The following is a 13,990-nucleotide window of genomic DNA, read 5'->3' on the forward strand; positions in this document are numbered from 1 at the left end:
GTGATCTCCCTGCCCGAGCTGTCCGCCGCCCTGCGCTCCGGTGCGCTGTCGCCGGTCGAGCACGTCCGCGACGCGTGCGAGCGCCTCGCCGCCGACACCCACAACGCGGTCGTCCTGCTCGACGCCGACCGCGCGCTCGCCGATGCCGCCGCCCGGGCCGACGAGCTCGCCCGCGGGGAGTGGCGGGGGCCGCTGCACGGCGTCGCGGTCGGGGTGAAGGACCTGTTCGACGTCGCCGGGCTGCCCACCCGGGCAGGCTCCGACGTCCTCGCCGACGCCCCGGCGGCCACCGTCGACGCCGCGGCCGTCACGCGGCTGCGGGCGGCGGGGGCGGTGATCGTCGCGAAGCTGCACACCCACGAGTTCGCCTACGGCCCGACGGGTGACGTCTCAGCGTCCGGTCCCGCGCGCAACCCGCACGACCCCACCCGGATCACCGGTGGCTCGTCGTCCGGCTCGGCGGCGACGATCGCGGCGGGGCACCTCGCCCTGACCCTGGGCACCGACACCGGGGCGAGCGTGCGCACGCCCGCGGCGCTGTGCGGGGTGGTCGGGCTCAAGCCGGCGTACGGGCGGCTGCCCGTCGAGGGGGCGTTCCCGCTGTCGGAGACGTGCGACCACGTGGGGCTCCTGACCGCCGACGTCGACGGCGCCGCACTGGCGTGGGACGCGCTCACCGGGACCGGGACGCCCGCCGTCGCGAAGAAGGTCGGGGTGCTGGTCGACGACTACTGGCAGGCGGTGGACCCGGGCATCACCACCGCCGTCGAGGCCGCTGTGGCACGGTTGCGGGCCGACGGCGTCGCGGTCGTGGAGATCCGCACCCCGATGATCGACGAGCTGGCGGCGGCCTACCCCGTCATCGTCGGCGCGGAGGCCTACGCGACGCACGCGCGGTGGTTCACCGACCGGCCCGAGGCATACCAGCCCGCCACCCGCGTGCGCCTGGAGCCCAACCGCGACCTTCGGGCCCACGTCTACGTCGAGGCGCTGCGGACCCGGAAGCGGTTGGCGGCCGGGTTCCGGGCGGCCGTCGACGGTGTCGACGCGCTCGTGCTGCCGACCACCCGCCTGCGCGCCACGCCGATCGGGCAGGAGTCCGTCGACGGGACGGCGGTGCGACCGGCGCTGCTGGCCCTGACCCTGCCGTTCAACCTCACCGGCTGGCCCGCGGTGTCGGTGCCCGGCACGACCGACGGGCTGCCGGCCGGGGTGCAGGTCGTCGGGGTGACGCTGGACGAGCGGGGGGTGCTGGCGCTGGCGGCCCGGCTCGCCTGACTCGTCCGGGGGATCCGTCGCTACCCTCTGCGCGTGACGGAGCGAGCGGTCTGCGTGATCGGTACCGGGTTGATCGGCGGATCGCTGATGCGGGCCGCGGAGAAGGCCGGCCGGGCGGTGTGGGGCACGAGCGCGTCGGACGCGACGGCGGCGGAGGCCCGGGCCGACGGCTTCGACGTCACCACCGACACCGACGAGGCGCTGCGCCGCGCCGCCGAGGCCGACGCGCTGGTCGTGCTGGCCGTGCCGCTGCCGGTGCTGCCGTCGGTGCTCGCGCGGGTCGACGCCGTCGCGCCGACGGTGCGGCTGACCGACGCCGTCAGCGTGAAGGTCGCCGTGGCCGACGCCGTGGCCCGGCACGCGCCGCGCGCGCGGTTCGTCGGCGGGCATCCGATGGCGGGCACCAGCGAGTCGGGGTGGTCGGCGGGCACGGCGGAGCTGTTCGTCGACGCGGCGTGGGTGGTCGCCGCCGACGACGGCCTCGACCTCGACGTGTGGCGCGACGTCGCCGAGCTCGCCTGGGCCTGCGGCGCCCGCGTGGTGCCGGCCGCGGCCGACGAGCACGACCTCGCCGTCGCCCGCGTCTCGCACCTGCCGCACCTGCTCGCCGCGGTGCTCGCCGCCGTCGGCGCCGGGGGCGAGGACGCCCTGCCCCTGGCCCTGGCGGCCGGGTCGTTCGCCGACGGCACCCGCGTCGCGGGCACGCGTCCGGAGCTCGTGCTGGCGATGTGCGAGGGCAACCGCGACGCCCTGCTCGGCGCCGTCGACGACGCGCTGGGCCGGCTCGGGGCGATGCGCGGCGCGCTGGCGTCCACCGGCGGGCTCACGGCCACGGTGTTCGCCGGGCACGCCGCCCGCGAGCGCTGGGCGGCCGCGCGCACCCCGAAGGGCGTCAAGGCGAGCCTGACCACCCGCGCCCCGCTCGCCGCGCTGCGCACGATCGGCCGCCGCGGCTCGGTCGTCACGGGCTGGAAGGCCTGACCGGCGAGTTTGCCGTTCCCTCCCGGCGAGTTTGCCGATCCCACCCGGCGAGTCTGCCGTTCCGGCCCGGCGAGTTCGCCGGCGGCGCGTGCGTGATCGGCAAAGAACCCGGGCGCCTGCCGAAAACTCGCGGTCAGGCGGTGGCGGGTGGCGGGGACAGGCGGGTGGCGACGCCGGGGTAGTGCTGCACGACCCCGTCGGCGTCGACCGTCAGCTCGGCGCTGAAGTCGTCCCACCGGAAGCCGATGCAGGCCGCGCCGGAGTCGTCGAGGACGGAGCCGGTGCTGTAGACCTGCTCCACCTCCTGCACCTCCAGCTCGGGCAGCGTCACGAACACCATCGGCAGCGTGTGCTCGGCGGCCTCGGTGTGCAGGCCCAGTCGCCGGATCGGCACCGTGTTGAACATCGGGCTGTGCGCCAGGTCGACGTCGACGGCCCCGCCGAACTCCGCGCGCGTGCCGCCCGAACCCGTGTCGAGGAGCCAGAACCCGTCCTCGGTGCGGTTCATCGTGAGGTGCCGCTCGCGCTGAGCCGTGGCGGTCGTCAGCGACACCCGTTCGACGGTGCCCCCGTCGGTCACCACGAGGCGGTAGGAGGCGGTGAAGTCCCCGTCGGGGCCCGTCCGGACCAATCGGCCCAGTGCACGGAAACCGCCGCCCGCCCCGAGCAGTAGCCGGGTGCCTTCGAGCCCTTGGCCGTCCTCGGCCTGCCAGGTCAGCATGGTCGTCACCCGGACCACCGTAGTTGCCGGGGGCACGACCGTGCCCCCTCCGGGTGAGGGGGCGGGTCACATCTGCGTTGCACTGGCGGGGTGCCCCCTTCTCGAGCGTCCGGCGTCATCCTGCCCCGGGGCCGGTGATCACACCAGCCGCACCGCTGATCAGGTGCCCCGCACGGCGTCGGCGGGGGCCAGGTCGTCGCGGATCCCCCGCAGGACCGGACGCCGCAGCCGGCCCGCGTCCGTCCAACCGACGTGGTCGACGTCGACGACGACCGCCGGCTCGCACCAGCGGGCACCGGTCGCGTCGACGGGTTCGGGCCGCTCGGCGAACGGCGGCGACGGCGCCGCGACGGGGGTCAGCCGCTCCGCGAGCACCCGCCGCAGTGCCGGATCAGCGCCGACCCGCCCGGCGTAGGCCAGCCCGTCACGGTTGAGCACCCCGAGCAGCAGCGACCCGATGTCGGATCCGTCGAGGTGCCAGCCCCCGACCAGGCACGCCTGCGTGCGCCGGTGCGTCACCGTCACCCAGCCCGGGCTGCGCTCCCCCGGCCGGTACGGCGCGTCGCCCCGCTTCGCGACGACGCCCTCCATCCCGCGCTGCTCGGTGGCCGCGAGCAGGGCGGGGCCGTCTGCGTAGGTCGGAGACAGGGAGAGGGTGGCCGCCGCGTCGGCGTCGAGGCGCTCCAGGGTGGCGCGCCGCTCGTCGAAGGGGCGGTCGAGCAGGGGCACGCCGTAGAGGCGCAGGACGTCGAACGCCATGAACGTGACGGGCCGCGCGCGGGCGGCGCGCTCCTCGATCGGGTGCCCCATGCGGTCGGCGAGCCGGTCGGGGCTGGGCACTCCGTCCTCCAGCAGCACGACCTCCCCGTCGAGCAGGACGTCGGGGGCCAGCGCGAGGAGGTCGGCGAGCTCGGGGAAGTGGCCGGTGACGTCGCGGCCACCCCGGTCGTGCAGCGTCAGCACCCCGTCGACGACGTCGGCGAGCAGGCGCATGCCGTCCCACTTCACCTCGTAGACCCACCCCGGGCCGGTCGGAAGGGCTCCAGGGGTGGCGAGCATGGGCTGCACCCGGCCATGCTGACATCCATGCGGGCGATGTGGAGCGGTGCCGTGTCCTTCGGGCTGGTGAGCGTGCCCGTGAAGGCGTACGCGGCCACCACCAACCACGACATCCGGTTCCACCAGGTGCACGGCGCCGACGGGGGCCGGATCAAGTACAAGCGCACCTGCTCCCTCGACGGCGAGGAGGTCGAGTACGCCGACATCGTCAAGGGCTACGAGACCGAGGACGGCGAGCTGATCACGCTCACCGAGGAGGACATCGACTCGCTGCCGACGGCCACCGGCCACGAGATCGACGTCATCGAGTTCGTCCCGGCCGACCAGATCGACCCCCTGCTGTTCGAGAAGTCCTACTACCTCGAACCCGACGCGAAGGCGGCCAAGCCCTACGCGCTGCTGCGCGAGGCGCTGATCGACACCGACCGGATGGCCGTCGTGAAGGTCGCGCTGCGGCAGCGGGAGAGCATCGCGCTGCTGCGGGTGCGCGGCAAGGCGATCGTGCTGCAGACGATGCTGTGGCCCGACGAGGTGCGCGAGCCCGAGTTCGACATCCTCGACAACGAGGTGGAGCTGCGCCCGCAGGAGCTGCAGATGGCGGCGTCGCTGGTGGAGAGCCTGGGTGCCGACTTCGACCCGTCGGACTTCCACGACGAGTACCGCGACGCCGTGGTGGCGATGATCGAGCAGAAGCGCTCCACCGGGGAGACCCGCCCGGCTCCGGTCGTGGAGAAGGCCGACGACGGTGACTCGATGACCGACCTGCTCACCGCGCTGCAGCGCAGCGTCGAGGCCGCCCGGGCCGGGAAGCCGGCCGAGGAGAAGGCGGAGCAGGACGAGCCCGCGGAGAAGCCGAAGCCCGCGCGCAAGGCACCCGCGCGCAAGTCGGCGGCCAAGAAGAAGGACGACGACGAGGACGCCGCGCCCAAGCGGACCCGCAAGCCGGCCTGACGCCGCGCACGGGGTCAGGGGCCGAGCTGGTTGCCCGAGGGCACCTCGTCGTTCGCCAGGGTCTCGAACAGCGCCGACGCGCGGTCACGGTCCCAGTTCACGGCACCGTCGCGCACCGGGACCGTCGTCGTGACGCCGCCGTCGGACACCCCGCGCATGGCCAGGCCGAAGAACGCCAGGTTCCAGACGTGCGCCCCGTCGTCGACGGTGATGGCGCTGGACAGGCCGGTGGCGAGCGGGACGATCCGGAACGGGTTGAGCAGCGTGGCCGGGCTGGTGACCTTCTGCAGCAGCGCCGAGATGAACGCGCGCTGGCGCTCCACGCGGCCGAAGTCGGACGACGCCGTGGCGCGGGTGCGGACGTAGCCCAGCGCGGTGGCCTGGTCCAGGGTCTGGCAGCCGGCCTCGATGTCGAGGGCCGCCTTGGGGTCGGTGATGGCCTCGGGGACGCAGAGGTCGACGCCGCCGACCGCGTCGACGACGTTGACGAAGCCGGTGAAGCCGATCTGCACGTAGTGGTCGATGTGCAGGCCGGTGGCGCCCTCGATCGTGCGCGTGAGCAGCTCGGGACCGGTACCCGCCGCGTCGCGCTCGCCGCGGCCGTACGCTGAGTTGATCTTGTGGCGGCCGTGGCCGGGGATGTCGACCATCGAGTCTCGCGGGATGCTGACCAGCGTGGACGGCCCGCCGCCGGTGTGCAGCAACATGATCGTGTCGGTGAGCTCGGACTCCGGGTCACCGGTGGCGAGTTCGGCGCGCTGCTCCGGGGTGAGGTCGGCGCGGCTGTCGGAGCCGACGATCAGGTAGTTGGTGCCCTGCGAGGAGTTGGCGCTGTCGGCGGGCAGGGCGGAGACGCGGTCGAGCGACACGTCGATGTACACGGCGAAGCCGACGATCAGCACCAGCGCGACGATCAGGCCGGTCTTGATCCGACGGCCCCAGTCCGGGCGCCGACCGCCCGGCCGCGGACCCGACGGGCGCCGCGGCGGCGGGCCGGACGGACGCCGGTCCGACGGCCGGGCCGGGCGGCGCGGCGCGTCCCGTCCGGGCGGCAGCACCGAGGTGGGGTCGGGCGGACGGCCGCCACCCGCCACCGTCGGCCGGTGACCCTGCTGCGGGGCGGTCGGCTGGGCGTAGCGCGGCAGCGACGGGGGCGGCAGCGGAGGGGAAGGCGACGGGGGCCGGGCGACGCCGGGCTCCGGCGGGGGCGGCGGCCACGACGGCGGCAGCGGGCGTCCGCCGGGCGGCGACTGCCCGCCCGACCCCCACCCACCCGGCCTGCGCGGCTCCCCCGGGTTCGGCCCGCCCGAGGACGCGGACGGCCGCCGGGACTGCTGCCCCCAGCCGGGCGTGCCGCGCTTCGGCGGTCGTCCGTCGTTCATCCGTCCACCCTTCCTCACCGGGCGGTCAGGGTACGCGCGCGGCCTCATCCGCTCGGACGAACGAGACCCCCGCGCGGTTCCCGGTCAGTCGTTGAGCAGCGGCTCACCCTCGAAGACGCCGAGGTCCTCGCGGTAGAACTCGATGCCGACACCGTTGGGGTCGCGGATGTAGAGGCTGTTGTCGATGCCCCGGTCCGGCCCGATGTACTCGACGCCCGCCTCGTCCAGCCGGGTGCGCACGGCCGCGAACTCCTCGGCCGAGGTCGACAGCGCGATGTGCTGCACGGCGCCGATCGTCTCGGAGAAGTCGGGGTGGTCGTGGCCGGGGAAGTCGAAGAAGCCGAGCAGGTTGCGGTTGCCGATGTCGAAGAAGAAGTGGCTCGATCCGCTGTAGTCGCGATTCTCCACCAGCTCCACCAGCGGGAACCCCAGCAGGTCCTGGTAGAAGCGGATCGTCGCCTCGACGTCCTTGCAGATCAGCGCGGCGTGGTGGACGCCCTTCACCGTCGACGCGGGCCGCTCGGCGAGCGGTCGCAGGTACTTGTCCTTGAGCTCGGCGCGGCGGGCGCGGACGGCTTCGAGCTCGGCACCTTCGGGCTGCGGCATGAGATCTCCCTGGTCGGTCGGAACGTGCCCCGCACAACGGTAGTTGTGTCTGCAACATTCCGCGAGGGGGTACACCGGGAGCATGGACGATCGCTTCGACGGGTTCATCGCCGGACTCGGCACCGCCTCCGGGCTGCGGGCGGTCGTCGGGCACTGGCCGCGCTCGCCGCTCGGGGCGTTCACCGACGTGATGGTCGAGCGGCCCGACGGCCACCGCGTGCTGCTGGCCCCGTCCGACGCCGTCGCGGAGTTCGTCTCGGCCACGTACACCTTCGACGAGGTGCGCGTGGGCCCGGTGACCGCCCGGACCGACGGCGTGCGGTGGACCGTCGACGCCGCCCCGCTGGCGCTGGAGTTCACGACCGGCACCCGGCCGCTGCTCGGGCTGTTGCTGCGCGCGGTGCCCCGCCGTCTCGCCGTGGCGCCGGCGTGGATCGCGGTGACCGACGTCGTGGCGCGGCGCCTGCTGCCCGGCGTCCGCACGCGGGGTTCGGCGGGCGGGGGCCGGGAGGAGTTCTACGCGGCGCTCGACCTGCACCTCGTCACCGATGCCGTCGTGCGGTGGGAGGGCGCGGACCAGGGCGCGCTCGCCCCGGTCGACCCGCCGGTGCGGTTCGGCTTCGGCTCGACACCCCGCTCCCCCGCCCTGACGCGGGTGACGACGATCGTCAGATCCAGCGGGGCGGGGTCGGGAGGTCACCGTCGAGGGTCGTGAGGGGGCTGCCGTCGCCCCGGCCCGTGAGCCAGGCCAGCAGCGACGCGGCGGGGCCGTGGACCTGGAGCGTCGCGCCCTCGGGGCCCAGCGGCCAGGCGCGGTCGCGGTCGGTGGCCGTCAGCGTCGCCTGCGGGCAGCCGTCCTTGCCGGACAGGACGCCGGTGACGTCGACGATCAGGGTGTCGACGACCTCGGGCGGCAGGTCGGACACGGTGGCCCCGGACGCCAGGTCGACCGCGTGCAGCCACACCTCGCGCACCCGCATCCACGGCACCTCCGCGGCCGGGATCGCACGGCCGAGCGCGCTGCGCACCTGCGACTGCCAGGTCGTGTCGTCGAGCGCGGAGAGGGCGACGTCGAGTGCGTCGGCGGTGCCGGACAGCTCGCGGCGCAGCCGGTCGGCAGGGAACCGCGACGACGACTCGATCTCCGCGGCGCGCTGCTCCGCGTCGGCGTACATCGGGGTCTCGACGCCGGTGCGCGCCCAGTCGGCGAGGCGGGTCAGCGCCTCCGCGTTGCGGGCGACGTGCGCGACGACGTGCGCACGGGTCCAGCCCGGCAGCCCGCTGGGGGCGCGCAGGGCGTCGTCGGGCAGGGCGTCGACGAGCTGCACCAGGAACTCGGTGCCGGCACCCATCCACGGCAGCGTCGCCGTCACCTCGCGTCTCACGATTCTCCCAGCCGCCCCCGCAGGGCCTTCTCGTCGATCTCGCCGACCGTCGTGACGGACAGCCTGTCCACCGGTTCCGGCCGTCCCGGCCGGGTCAACCGTGCCACATCCGACAGGACGTCGTGGATCTCACCCGGCGCGACGGGAGAGCAGCCCCACGACGATCCGTCGACGGCCGTCCACTGCCGCCCACACTCTCAGGACGCCCGGCGCAGCCCGTCCGCCACCTCGTCGACGAACCCCTCGGCCTCGGAGCGCAGCAGCCCGTGCGCCTCGAGGAACACCTCGTGCGCGGCCCGGCCCGACCAGCCGGCCGGCAGCAGCTCGGGCGGGAGGTCCGGATCGCGGAAGGGGAACCGCCGGTAGTCGTGCATCAGCCGCATCCGCTCGACGAGCGCGTCCCGACCGAGCAGCTCCCCCGCCCGGTAGCGGGTCAGCCGCGGCCGGTACTCCGCGAGCAGGGCGGCGTAGTCGCGGTCGAGCGCGGCGAGGTCCCACGACCGGTCGGCCATGCCCCGATCGGCGCCCGCGCCCTCCGATCGGGCGTGGAATGCGTCGAGGCGCACCGCCGAGTGCTCGGCGAAACCGGCCTTGACCTGTGCGATGCGATCATGGGGACTGAGCCAGACCGACGCCGAGAGCGGTCCGAACCCGAGCCACGCCAGCTTCTTGCGCAGCTGCTCGCGCAGCGCCCGCTCGGTCTCCGGGACCGAGTAGATGACCATGTGCCACTGCCCGTCCCACGGCCCGGCCGCCCGATCGAAGATCCGCGCCCGGCCCTCGTCGAGCAGCGCCCACGCCGCGTCGGTGAGCAGGTAGGTGGTCTCCCGGCCGTCGCGACGGCTCTCCAGCCAGCCCTCCTTGCGCAGCCGCGTGACGACCACCCGCACCGTGGCCTCCGGGACGTCGAAGCACGCCATCAGCGCCGTGAGCGTGCGCAGCCGGACTGCGCCGCCGCGGTAGCGGAGATAGTCGCCGAACAGGTCGAACACCAGCGATCGCGCCTTCACCGGTTGCCGCCTCCCGCGCCGTTTCGTTGACGACCGTTGTCGGGGCGCCCCATGATGGCGCCCGCCCCCTTCCGCCGGTCCCTGGGAGAACATGATGGCCGAGACGTTCGTCCTGATCACCGGCGCCTGGCACGGCGGATGGGCGTGGCGCCCCGTCGCCGAGCACCTCCGCGCCGCAGGGCACTCCGTCCACACCCCCACCCTGCCGGGTCTCGCCGACGGCGACGACCCCACCGCGCTGCACCTGTCCGATGTCGTCGACTTCGTCGTGGACTACGTCGAGCGCAACGACCTCACCGACGTCACCCTCGTCGGCCACAGCTGGGGCGGCTACCCGATCACCGGGGCCGCGCCGCGCCTGACCGACCGCCTCAAGAAGGTCGTCTACTGGAGCGCGTTCGTGCCCGCGGCCGGCAGGAGCCTCTACGACGAGGTGCCCCCGCCCTACCAGGAGCTGTTCGCCGGGGTCGCCGGTGCGTCGGGGAACAACACCGTCGTCCTGCCGTTCGAGGTGTTCGCCGGCGGGTTCATCGGCGACGCCCCGGAGCCCGTCCAGAAGCTCGTGTACGACCTGCTGGTGCCGCATCCGATGCAGTACTTCACCGAGACCGTCGAGCCCATCGACCCGGCGACCCTCGGGGTGCCCGTCGCCTACGTGGTCAGCGTCGACGACGTGGCCCTGCCGCCCGGCGAGTACGGCTGGGTACCGCGCTTCCCCGAGCGCCTGGGCGTGACGGCGACCGAGGCCCCCGGCAGCCACGAGGCCCTGTTCACCCAGCCCGCGGGCCTGGCGGAGGCCCTGCTCAAGGCCTGACCCCGCCGCCGGCCAGGCCGCGGAGGGCGTCGTCGACGACCGACGCGGCCCAGTCCGGCCCGCCGGGGATCCCGGCCAGATGATCGGCGTAGAGCACTCCGATGATCAGGCTCGTGGCCCGCTCGACGTCGAGGTCCGCGCGGAGGTCCCCTCTCTCGACGCCGTCGCGGAGCACCCGTACGAAGAAGGCCCGCCGGGGCAGGAGCGTGCTCTCGCGGACCAGCGCGAGCAACTCCCCCGATCGCGGCTCGGCCGCGAGGCAGGTTCCCACGATGCTCATCCCGCCGACCTCGTCGTACTGCCTGCGCATCTCGTGCAGCAGCGCGACGAGGTCGGTCGTCGTGTCACCGGTGAGCTCCGGGACGTGGTCGACCTGCAGGTGCGTGAGCGCAGCCCCGATCAGCGCCGACTTGCCCGGCCAGCGCGAGTAGACCGTGACCTTGGAGACGCCGGCCTCGGCCGCCACCCGGTCCATCGACGTGCCCGCGACGCCCTCGAGCGCCAGGACCTTGATCGTCGCCTCGAGCACGGCGATGTCGATCGCCGGATCCTTCGTGCGCCCGCGACGCCCCACCCCTGCCACCCCACGAGCGTAGGCCGCACCCGGACGTGACCCTTGACACCTCGGTGCCCCTCGGCTTAATTTCTGAACTGTACAGTTCAGTTCAGTTGAAAGGGAGCGCGATGCCGACCAGCCCGCCAACGGTGCGGTTCGACCCGCTCGACCAGGACATGCGGTTCCACGACTTCGGGGTCTACGACGAGATCCGGGCCGTCGGCGGCGTCGCCTGGTCACCCGAGCGGGGCGGCTTCTGGGCGGTCGTCGACCATGCGCTGGCCAGGCAGATCGCCTCCGACCACGGCCGGTTCGGCTCGGCGGCGGGCGTCCGGATCCCGCCGAACGGCACACCGCCCACCTTCGCGCTGGAGTACGACCGTCCCGAGCACAACGGGCACCGGAAGATCCTCACCGCGGCGGTCGGCCCGCGCGTGGCCCCCGGCCTGGACGCGATGGTCCGCGGCCACGCCCGCACCCTGCTCGCGGCGGATCGTGACGGGCGGGTCGACCTCGGCACGGACTACGCGTTCCGCCTGTCGCTCGACGTGATGTTCGAGCTCATCGGCGCACCCGAGCACCTCAAGGACGAGGTCGAACTGCTGGCCGAGGCCCTGTTCCTCTACCGGACCCCGCTACCCGACGGCCGCGACGCCGCCGCCCGGCTGCGGGAGATCCTGCAGGAGATGGTCGCGAGCCGGACCGCGGAGCCGCGCGACGACTGGCTCAGCGCCGTGGTCGCGCGCGGCCGCGACACCGAGCACCCGCTGAGCGAGCAGGAGGTGCACGGCGCGATCGTCGCCCTCCTCGTCGGCGGCCACCACTCCACGGCCCGGGCCACGGCCTGTCTGCTCGCGCACATCGTCACGCACCCCGATCTGCAGGAGAAGCTGCGCGCGTCGCCCGAACGGATCCCCGAGGCCGTGGAGGAGGCCGTGCGGATGTGGACGCCGCTGCGCTGGTTCGCGCGCACCGCGGCCGAGGACGTCGCACTCGACGAGGTGACGGTCCGGGCCGGCGAACGGGTGCTGCTGCTCTACGCGGGCGCCAACCGCGACCCGCGCCGGTTCGCGGAGCCCGACGAGTTCGTGCTCGGTCAGTCCCAGCCCAACAGCCACCTCGCCTTCGGCTGGGGGATCCACCGCTGCGTCGGGATGCCGCTGGCCCAGCTCGAGGTGCGCGTGGCCGTCGAGGAGCTGTTCGCGGTCTCCGACTGGGTCTCGCCGCACGACGACATCACGTGGACCTCCTCCACCGAACCCCGCCGGATCCCCTGCGCGCTGCGCTGACCTCCCCGTACCGCACCCGTACGTCCCGAACTCGACGACGAGAGGCACAGCCATGTCCGAATCCGTCCTCCACTCCGCACCGGACGTGACCGCGCCGTCCGGCCGGGCCCGCACCCGGGCCGTCGTCGCGGTCGCGGTCGGCAACCTGCTGGAGTGGTACGACTTCGCGGTCTATGCGGGAATGGCCGCGTTGCTGGCCACGCTGTTCTTCCCCTCGGACGACCCGATCGCGTCGCTGCTGGCCTCGTTCTCCGTGTTCGCGGTGGGCTTCGCGCTGCGGCCGGTCGGCGCGATCGTGTTCGGGCGCATGGCCGATCGGCACGGGCGGCGACCGACCCTGCTCGTCGTGATCACGCTGATGGGCGTCGCCACCGTGCTCATCGGCGTGATGCCGACCTACGCGACCGCCGGGGTCTGGGGAGCGGTCCTGCTCGTCCTCGCCCGATCCGCGCAGGGGCTCTCGGTCGGCGGCGAGTTCAGCGCGTCCACCGCGTTCCTCGTCGAGTTCGCGCCGGCCGACCGACGCGGGTTCTACGGGTCGCTCGCCTACCTCACGGCATGCCTCGGCTCCTTCCTCGGGCTAGGCGTCGTCACCGTGGTCCGGTCGCTGTCGAGCCCGGACTTCCTGGTGACGTGGGGCTGGCGCATCCCGTTCCTGCTGAGCTTCCCGCTGCTCGCGATCGGCCTCTACATCCGCCTGAAGGTCGAGGAGTCCCCCGCGTTCGCGCGGACGGCGGCGGGACCGGACGTCTCCCCGGTCACCGAGTCGGTCCGCTCCCAGAAGCGCGGGATGGCGGTCCTGTTCGGCATCACCATCGGGTTCGCCGTCGGCTCGTACACGGTGCTCGCGTTCGTGCTCGGCTACCTGACGACCGTGCTGGGGTACCCGCCCGCCGACGCCGCGGCAGCCGTGCTCATCAGCACGCTGATCGGCTCGCTCACCATCCCGCTGTTCGGGCACCTGTCCGACCGGATCGGCCGCCGTCCGGTGCTGGTCGCCGGGTGCGTCGGTCTGGCTGCCGCCGCGTTCCCGGCGTACGCCCTGATGGGGCTCGGGGGGATCGTCGCGGCCGTCGGCGGTCAGCTCCTGATCTGGGTGTTCATGGCCATGCTCTGCGGCGCCTGCCCCGCGGCGTTCTCCGAGCTGTTCCCGACGCGGCTGCGCACCACCGCCGTCGGCGTCTCCTACTCGTTCGCGCTCGCCCTGTTCGGCGGCACCACCCCGCTGGTCTCGACCTGGCTGGTCGGGGCCACCGGCAGCACTCTGGCTCCGGCCTGGTTCCTGCTCGTGACGGCGGCGGTGAGCGCGGCGGCGGCGCTCCGCCTGCGCGAGACCGCCCGCGAGGCCCTCCCGGCCTGACCCCCGCACCGCGAAGGGCCCCCTCGTCCGCACGGAGTGGACGGGAGGGCCCTTCGTCGTCCCGGCGCCGGGGACCCCGGTCGGCAGGGCGCCGGGCGGGGCCCGCCGGGGCAGGCCCCTGCTCGATCCGGTGGGATCAGCCGCCGTCGGACGAGCGGAGGTCACCACCGACGTTCGGCGGGAACCGCAGCGGCGGGAGACCGGTCAGCGGCGCCTGGGGCTGGTTGCCGACCTCCGCGGGGATCGGAGCGCCCTGGACGGGGTTGCCCAGGGTCATCGTGTTGAGCGTGACGCGGAACGCGGTGCCGCCCAGGTGTCGTTGCGGAGCAGGGTGTCGTGGGGCCAGCGGTACTGGTTGCCGCCGCCCTGGTCGTCGTAGACGCAGCCCTGGTGGACGTACTCGCCGTCGCGGTAGGCGCTGGTGTGGCAGATCCCGATCGGGTCGGCCGCCCAGATTCCCGTGTCCTCCAGCCGCGGCGCCCGCGGGGGCTCCGCGTACAGCAGCGCCGGGCCGGGCGTCGCCGGGTCCTCGTTCGCCGCGGGCTGGGCCAGCCCGGGGATCGCCGCCACCGTCGCCGTCAGCACCACACCCCGTGGC

General features: G+C 74.1%; 16 protein-coding genes. 7 read left to right on the plus strand and 9 right to left on the minus strand.

All coding sequences use genetic code 11. The features are described 5' to 3' along the window. Nucleotides 1-1,278 (plus strand): amidase, encoded by a 1,278-nt coding sequence (locus tag I4I81_RS22740; protein WP_218600908.1) that lies wholly within the window; start codon nucleotides 1-3, stop codon nucleotides 1,276-1,278. Nucleotides 1,279-1,311: 33 nt separating this feature from the next. Continuing rightward, on the plus strand, nucleotides 1,312-2,259 hold the full coding sequence (locus I4I81_RS22745) for a prephenate dehydrogenase (RefSeq protein WP_218600907.1): 948 nt from the start codon (nucleotides 1,312-1,314) through the stop codon (nucleotides 2,257-2,259). A 133-nt stretch (nucleotides 2,260-2,392) separates the two neighbouring features. On the opposite strand, the gene I4I81_RS22750 is transcribed toward I4I81_RS22745, so the two are convergent. Both I4I81_RS22750 and I4I81_RS22755 read right to left on the minus strand, forming a co-directional pair. Continuing rightward, nucleotides 2,393-2,980 carry a putative glycolipid-binding domain-containing protein gene (locus I4I81_RS22750; RefSeq protein WP_225926041.1) on the minus strand — a complete coding sequence of 196 codons (588 nt, stop codon included), beginning with the start codon at nucleotides 2,978-2,980 and terminating at the stop codon, nucleotides 2,393-2,395. Nucleotides 2,981-3,139: 159 nt separating this feature from the next. Next, a complete protein-coding gene (locus tag I4I81_RS22755; protein WP_218605998.1) occupies nucleotides 3,140-4,039 on the minus strand; it encodes an ATP-dependent DNA ligase in 900 nt (299 codons plus the stop codon). Nucleotides 4,040-4,066: 27 nt separating this feature from the next. On the opposite strand from I4I81_RS22755, the gene ku reads away from it, so the two are divergent. After that, on the plus strand, nucleotides 4,067-4,990 hold the full coding sequence (ku, locus tag I4I81_RS22760) for a non-homologous end joining protein Ku (protein WP_218605996.1): 924 nt from the start codon (nucleotides 4,067-4,069) through the stop codon (nucleotides 4,988-4,990). A gap of 14 nt (nucleotides 4,991-5,004) precedes the next feature. Here the strand turns inward: ku and I4I81_RS22765 are convergent, their stop codons facing one another. Both I4I81_RS22765 and I4I81_RS22770 read right to left on the minus strand, forming a co-directional pair. Beyond that, entirely contained in the window at nucleotides 5,005-6,372 is a 1,368-nt protein-coding gene (locus I4I81_RS22765) for an LCP family protein (protein ID WP_218616313.1), read from the minus strand. An 84-nt stretch (nucleotides 6,373-6,456) separates the two neighbouring features. After that, on the minus strand, nucleotides 6,457-6,978 hold the full coding sequence (locus I4I81_RS22770; protein WP_218601808.1) for a VOC family protein: 522 nt from the start codon (nucleotides 6,976-6,978) through the stop codon (nucleotides 6,457-6,459). An 82-nt stretch (nucleotides 6,979-7,060) separates the two neighbouring features. Here I4I81_RS22770 and I4I81_RS22775 point away from each other — a divergent pair, with 82 nt between their 5' ends. Further along, a complete protein-coding gene (locus tag I4I81_RS22775) occupies nucleotides 7,061-7,693 on the plus strand; it encodes a hypothetical protein (RefSeq protein WP_218601809.1) in 633 nt (210 codons plus the stop codon). Here I4I81_RS22775 and I4I81_RS22780 read toward each other — a convergent pair. Further along, complete coding sequence (locus I4I81_RS22780; RefSeq protein ID WP_226363519.1) at nucleotides 7,647-8,363, minus strand: maleylpyruvate isomerase family mycothiol-dependent enzyme; 717 nt, start codon at nucleotides 8,361-8,363, stop codon at nucleotides 7,647-7,649. The genes I4I81_RS22775 and I4I81_RS22780 overlap by 47 nt on opposite strands. A gap of 197 nt (nucleotides 8,364-8,560) precedes the next feature. Then, on the minus strand, nucleotides 8,561-9,373 hold the full coding sequence (locus tag I4I81_RS22785; protein WP_218601811.1) for a PaaX family transcriptional regulator: 813 nt from the start codon (nucleotides 9,371-9,373) through the stop codon (nucleotides 8,561-8,563). Nucleotides 9,374-9,467: 94 nt separating this feature from the next. Here I4I81_RS22785 and I4I81_RS22790 point away from each other — a divergent pair, with 94 nt between their 5' ends. Next, complete coding sequence (locus tag I4I81_RS22790) at nucleotides 9,468-10,187, plus strand: alpha/beta fold hydrolase (protein WP_218601812.1); 720 nt, start codon at nucleotides 9,468-9,470, stop codon at nucleotides 10,185-10,187. Here the strand turns inward: I4I81_RS22790 and I4I81_RS22795 are convergent. Beyond that, the gene (locus I4I81_RS22795) at nucleotides 10,177-10,770 is read right to left on the minus strand and encodes a TetR/AcrR family transcriptional regulator (protein ID WP_218601813.1); all 594 of its coding nucleotides are present in this window, start codon (nucleotides 10,768-10,770) and stop codon (nucleotides 10,177-10,179) included. The two genes, I4I81_RS22790 and I4I81_RS22795, sit on opposite strands and share 11 nt — an antisense overlap. 101 nt (nucleotides 10,771-10,871) lie before the next feature. Here I4I81_RS22795 and I4I81_RS22800 point away from each other — a divergent pair, with 101 nt between their 5' ends. Both I4I81_RS22800 and I4I81_RS22805 read left to right on the plus strand, forming a co-directional pair. Continuing rightward, the gene (locus I4I81_RS22800) at nucleotides 10,872-12,032 is read left to right on the plus strand and encodes a cytochrome P450 (protein ID WP_218601814.1); all 1,161 of its coding nucleotides are present in this window, start codon (nucleotides 10,872-10,874) and stop codon (nucleotides 12,030-12,032) included. Nucleotides 12,033-12,084: 52 nt separating this feature from the next. Then, nucleotides 12,085-13,392 (plus strand): MFS transporter, encoded by a 1,308-nt coding sequence (locus I4I81_RS22805; protein ID WP_218601815.1) that lies wholly within the window; start codon nucleotides 12,085-12,087, stop codon nucleotides 13,390-13,392. A 136-nt stretch (nucleotides 13,393-13,528) separates the two neighbouring features. On the opposite strand, the gene I4I81_RS22810 is transcribed toward I4I81_RS22805, so the two are convergent. Next, nucleotides 13,529-13,669 carry a hypothetical protein gene (locus I4I81_RS22810; protein ID WP_218601816.1) on the minus strand — a complete coding sequence of 47 codons (141 nt, stop codon included), beginning with the start codon at nucleotides 13,667-13,669 and terminating at the stop codon, nucleotides 13,529-13,531. Next, the gene (locus tag I4I81_RS22815) at nucleotides 13,666-13,977 is read right to left on the minus strand and encodes a hypothetical protein (RefSeq protein ID WP_218601817.1); all 312 of its coding nucleotides are present in this window, start codon (nucleotides 13,975-13,977) and stop codon (nucleotides 13,666-13,668) included. The genes I4I81_RS22810 and I4I81_RS22815 overlap by 4 nt, the downstream gene beginning before the upstream one ends. Between the last annotated feature and the right edge of the window lie 13 nt (nucleotides 13,978-13,990).

This window comes from Pseudonocardia abyssalis, from assembly GCF_019263705.2.
Lineage (GTDB): Bacteria > Actinomycetota > Actinomycetes > Mycobacteriales > Pseudonocardiaceae > Pseudonocardia > Pseudonocardia abyssalis.

Excerpts from the sequence above, each read along its gene's own strand:
- ku (WP_218605996.1), top strand. The coding sequence starts at position 4,067 with ATGCGGGCGATGTGGAGCGGTGCCGTGTCCTTCGGGCTGGTGAGCGTG.
- I4I81_RS22755 (WP_218605998.1), bottom strand. The coding sequence starts at position 4,039 with ATGCTCGCCACCCCTGGAGCCCTTCCGACCGGCCCGGGGTGGGTCTAC.
- I4I81_RS22765 (WP_218616313.1), bottom strand. The coding sequence starts at position 6,372 with ATGAACGACGGACGACCGCCGAAGCGCGGCACGCCCGGCTGGGGGCAG.
- I4I81_RS22805 (WP_218601815.1), top strand. The coding sequence starts at position 12,085 with ATGTCCGAATCCGTCCTCCACTCCGCACCGGACGTGACCGCGCCGTCC.
- I4I81_RS22770 (WP_218601808.1), bottom strand. The coding sequence starts at position 6,978 with ATGCCGCAGCCCGAAGGTGCCGAGCTCGAAGCCGTCCGCGCCCGCCGC.
- I4I81_RS22800 (WP_218601814.1), top strand. The coding sequence starts at position 10,872 with ATGCCGACCAGCCCGCCAACGGTGCGGTTCGACCCGCTCGACCAGGAC.
- I4I81_RS22810 (WP_218601816.1), bottom strand. The coding sequence starts at position 13,669 with ATGACCCTGGGCAACCCCGTCCAGGGCGCTCCGATCCCCGCGGAGGTC.
- I4I81_RS22750 (WP_225926041.1), bottom strand. The coding sequence starts at position 2,980 with ATGCTGACCTGGCAGGCCGAGGACGGCCAAGGGCTCGAAGGCACCCGG.
- I4I81_RS22775 (WP_218601809.1), top strand. The coding sequence starts at position 7,061 with ATGGACGATCGCTTCGACGGGTTCATCGCCGGACTCGGCACCGCCTCC.
- I4I81_RS22790 (WP_218601812.1), top strand. The coding sequence starts at position 9,468 with ATGGCCGAGACGTTCGTCCTGATCACCGGCGCCTGGCACGGCGGATGG.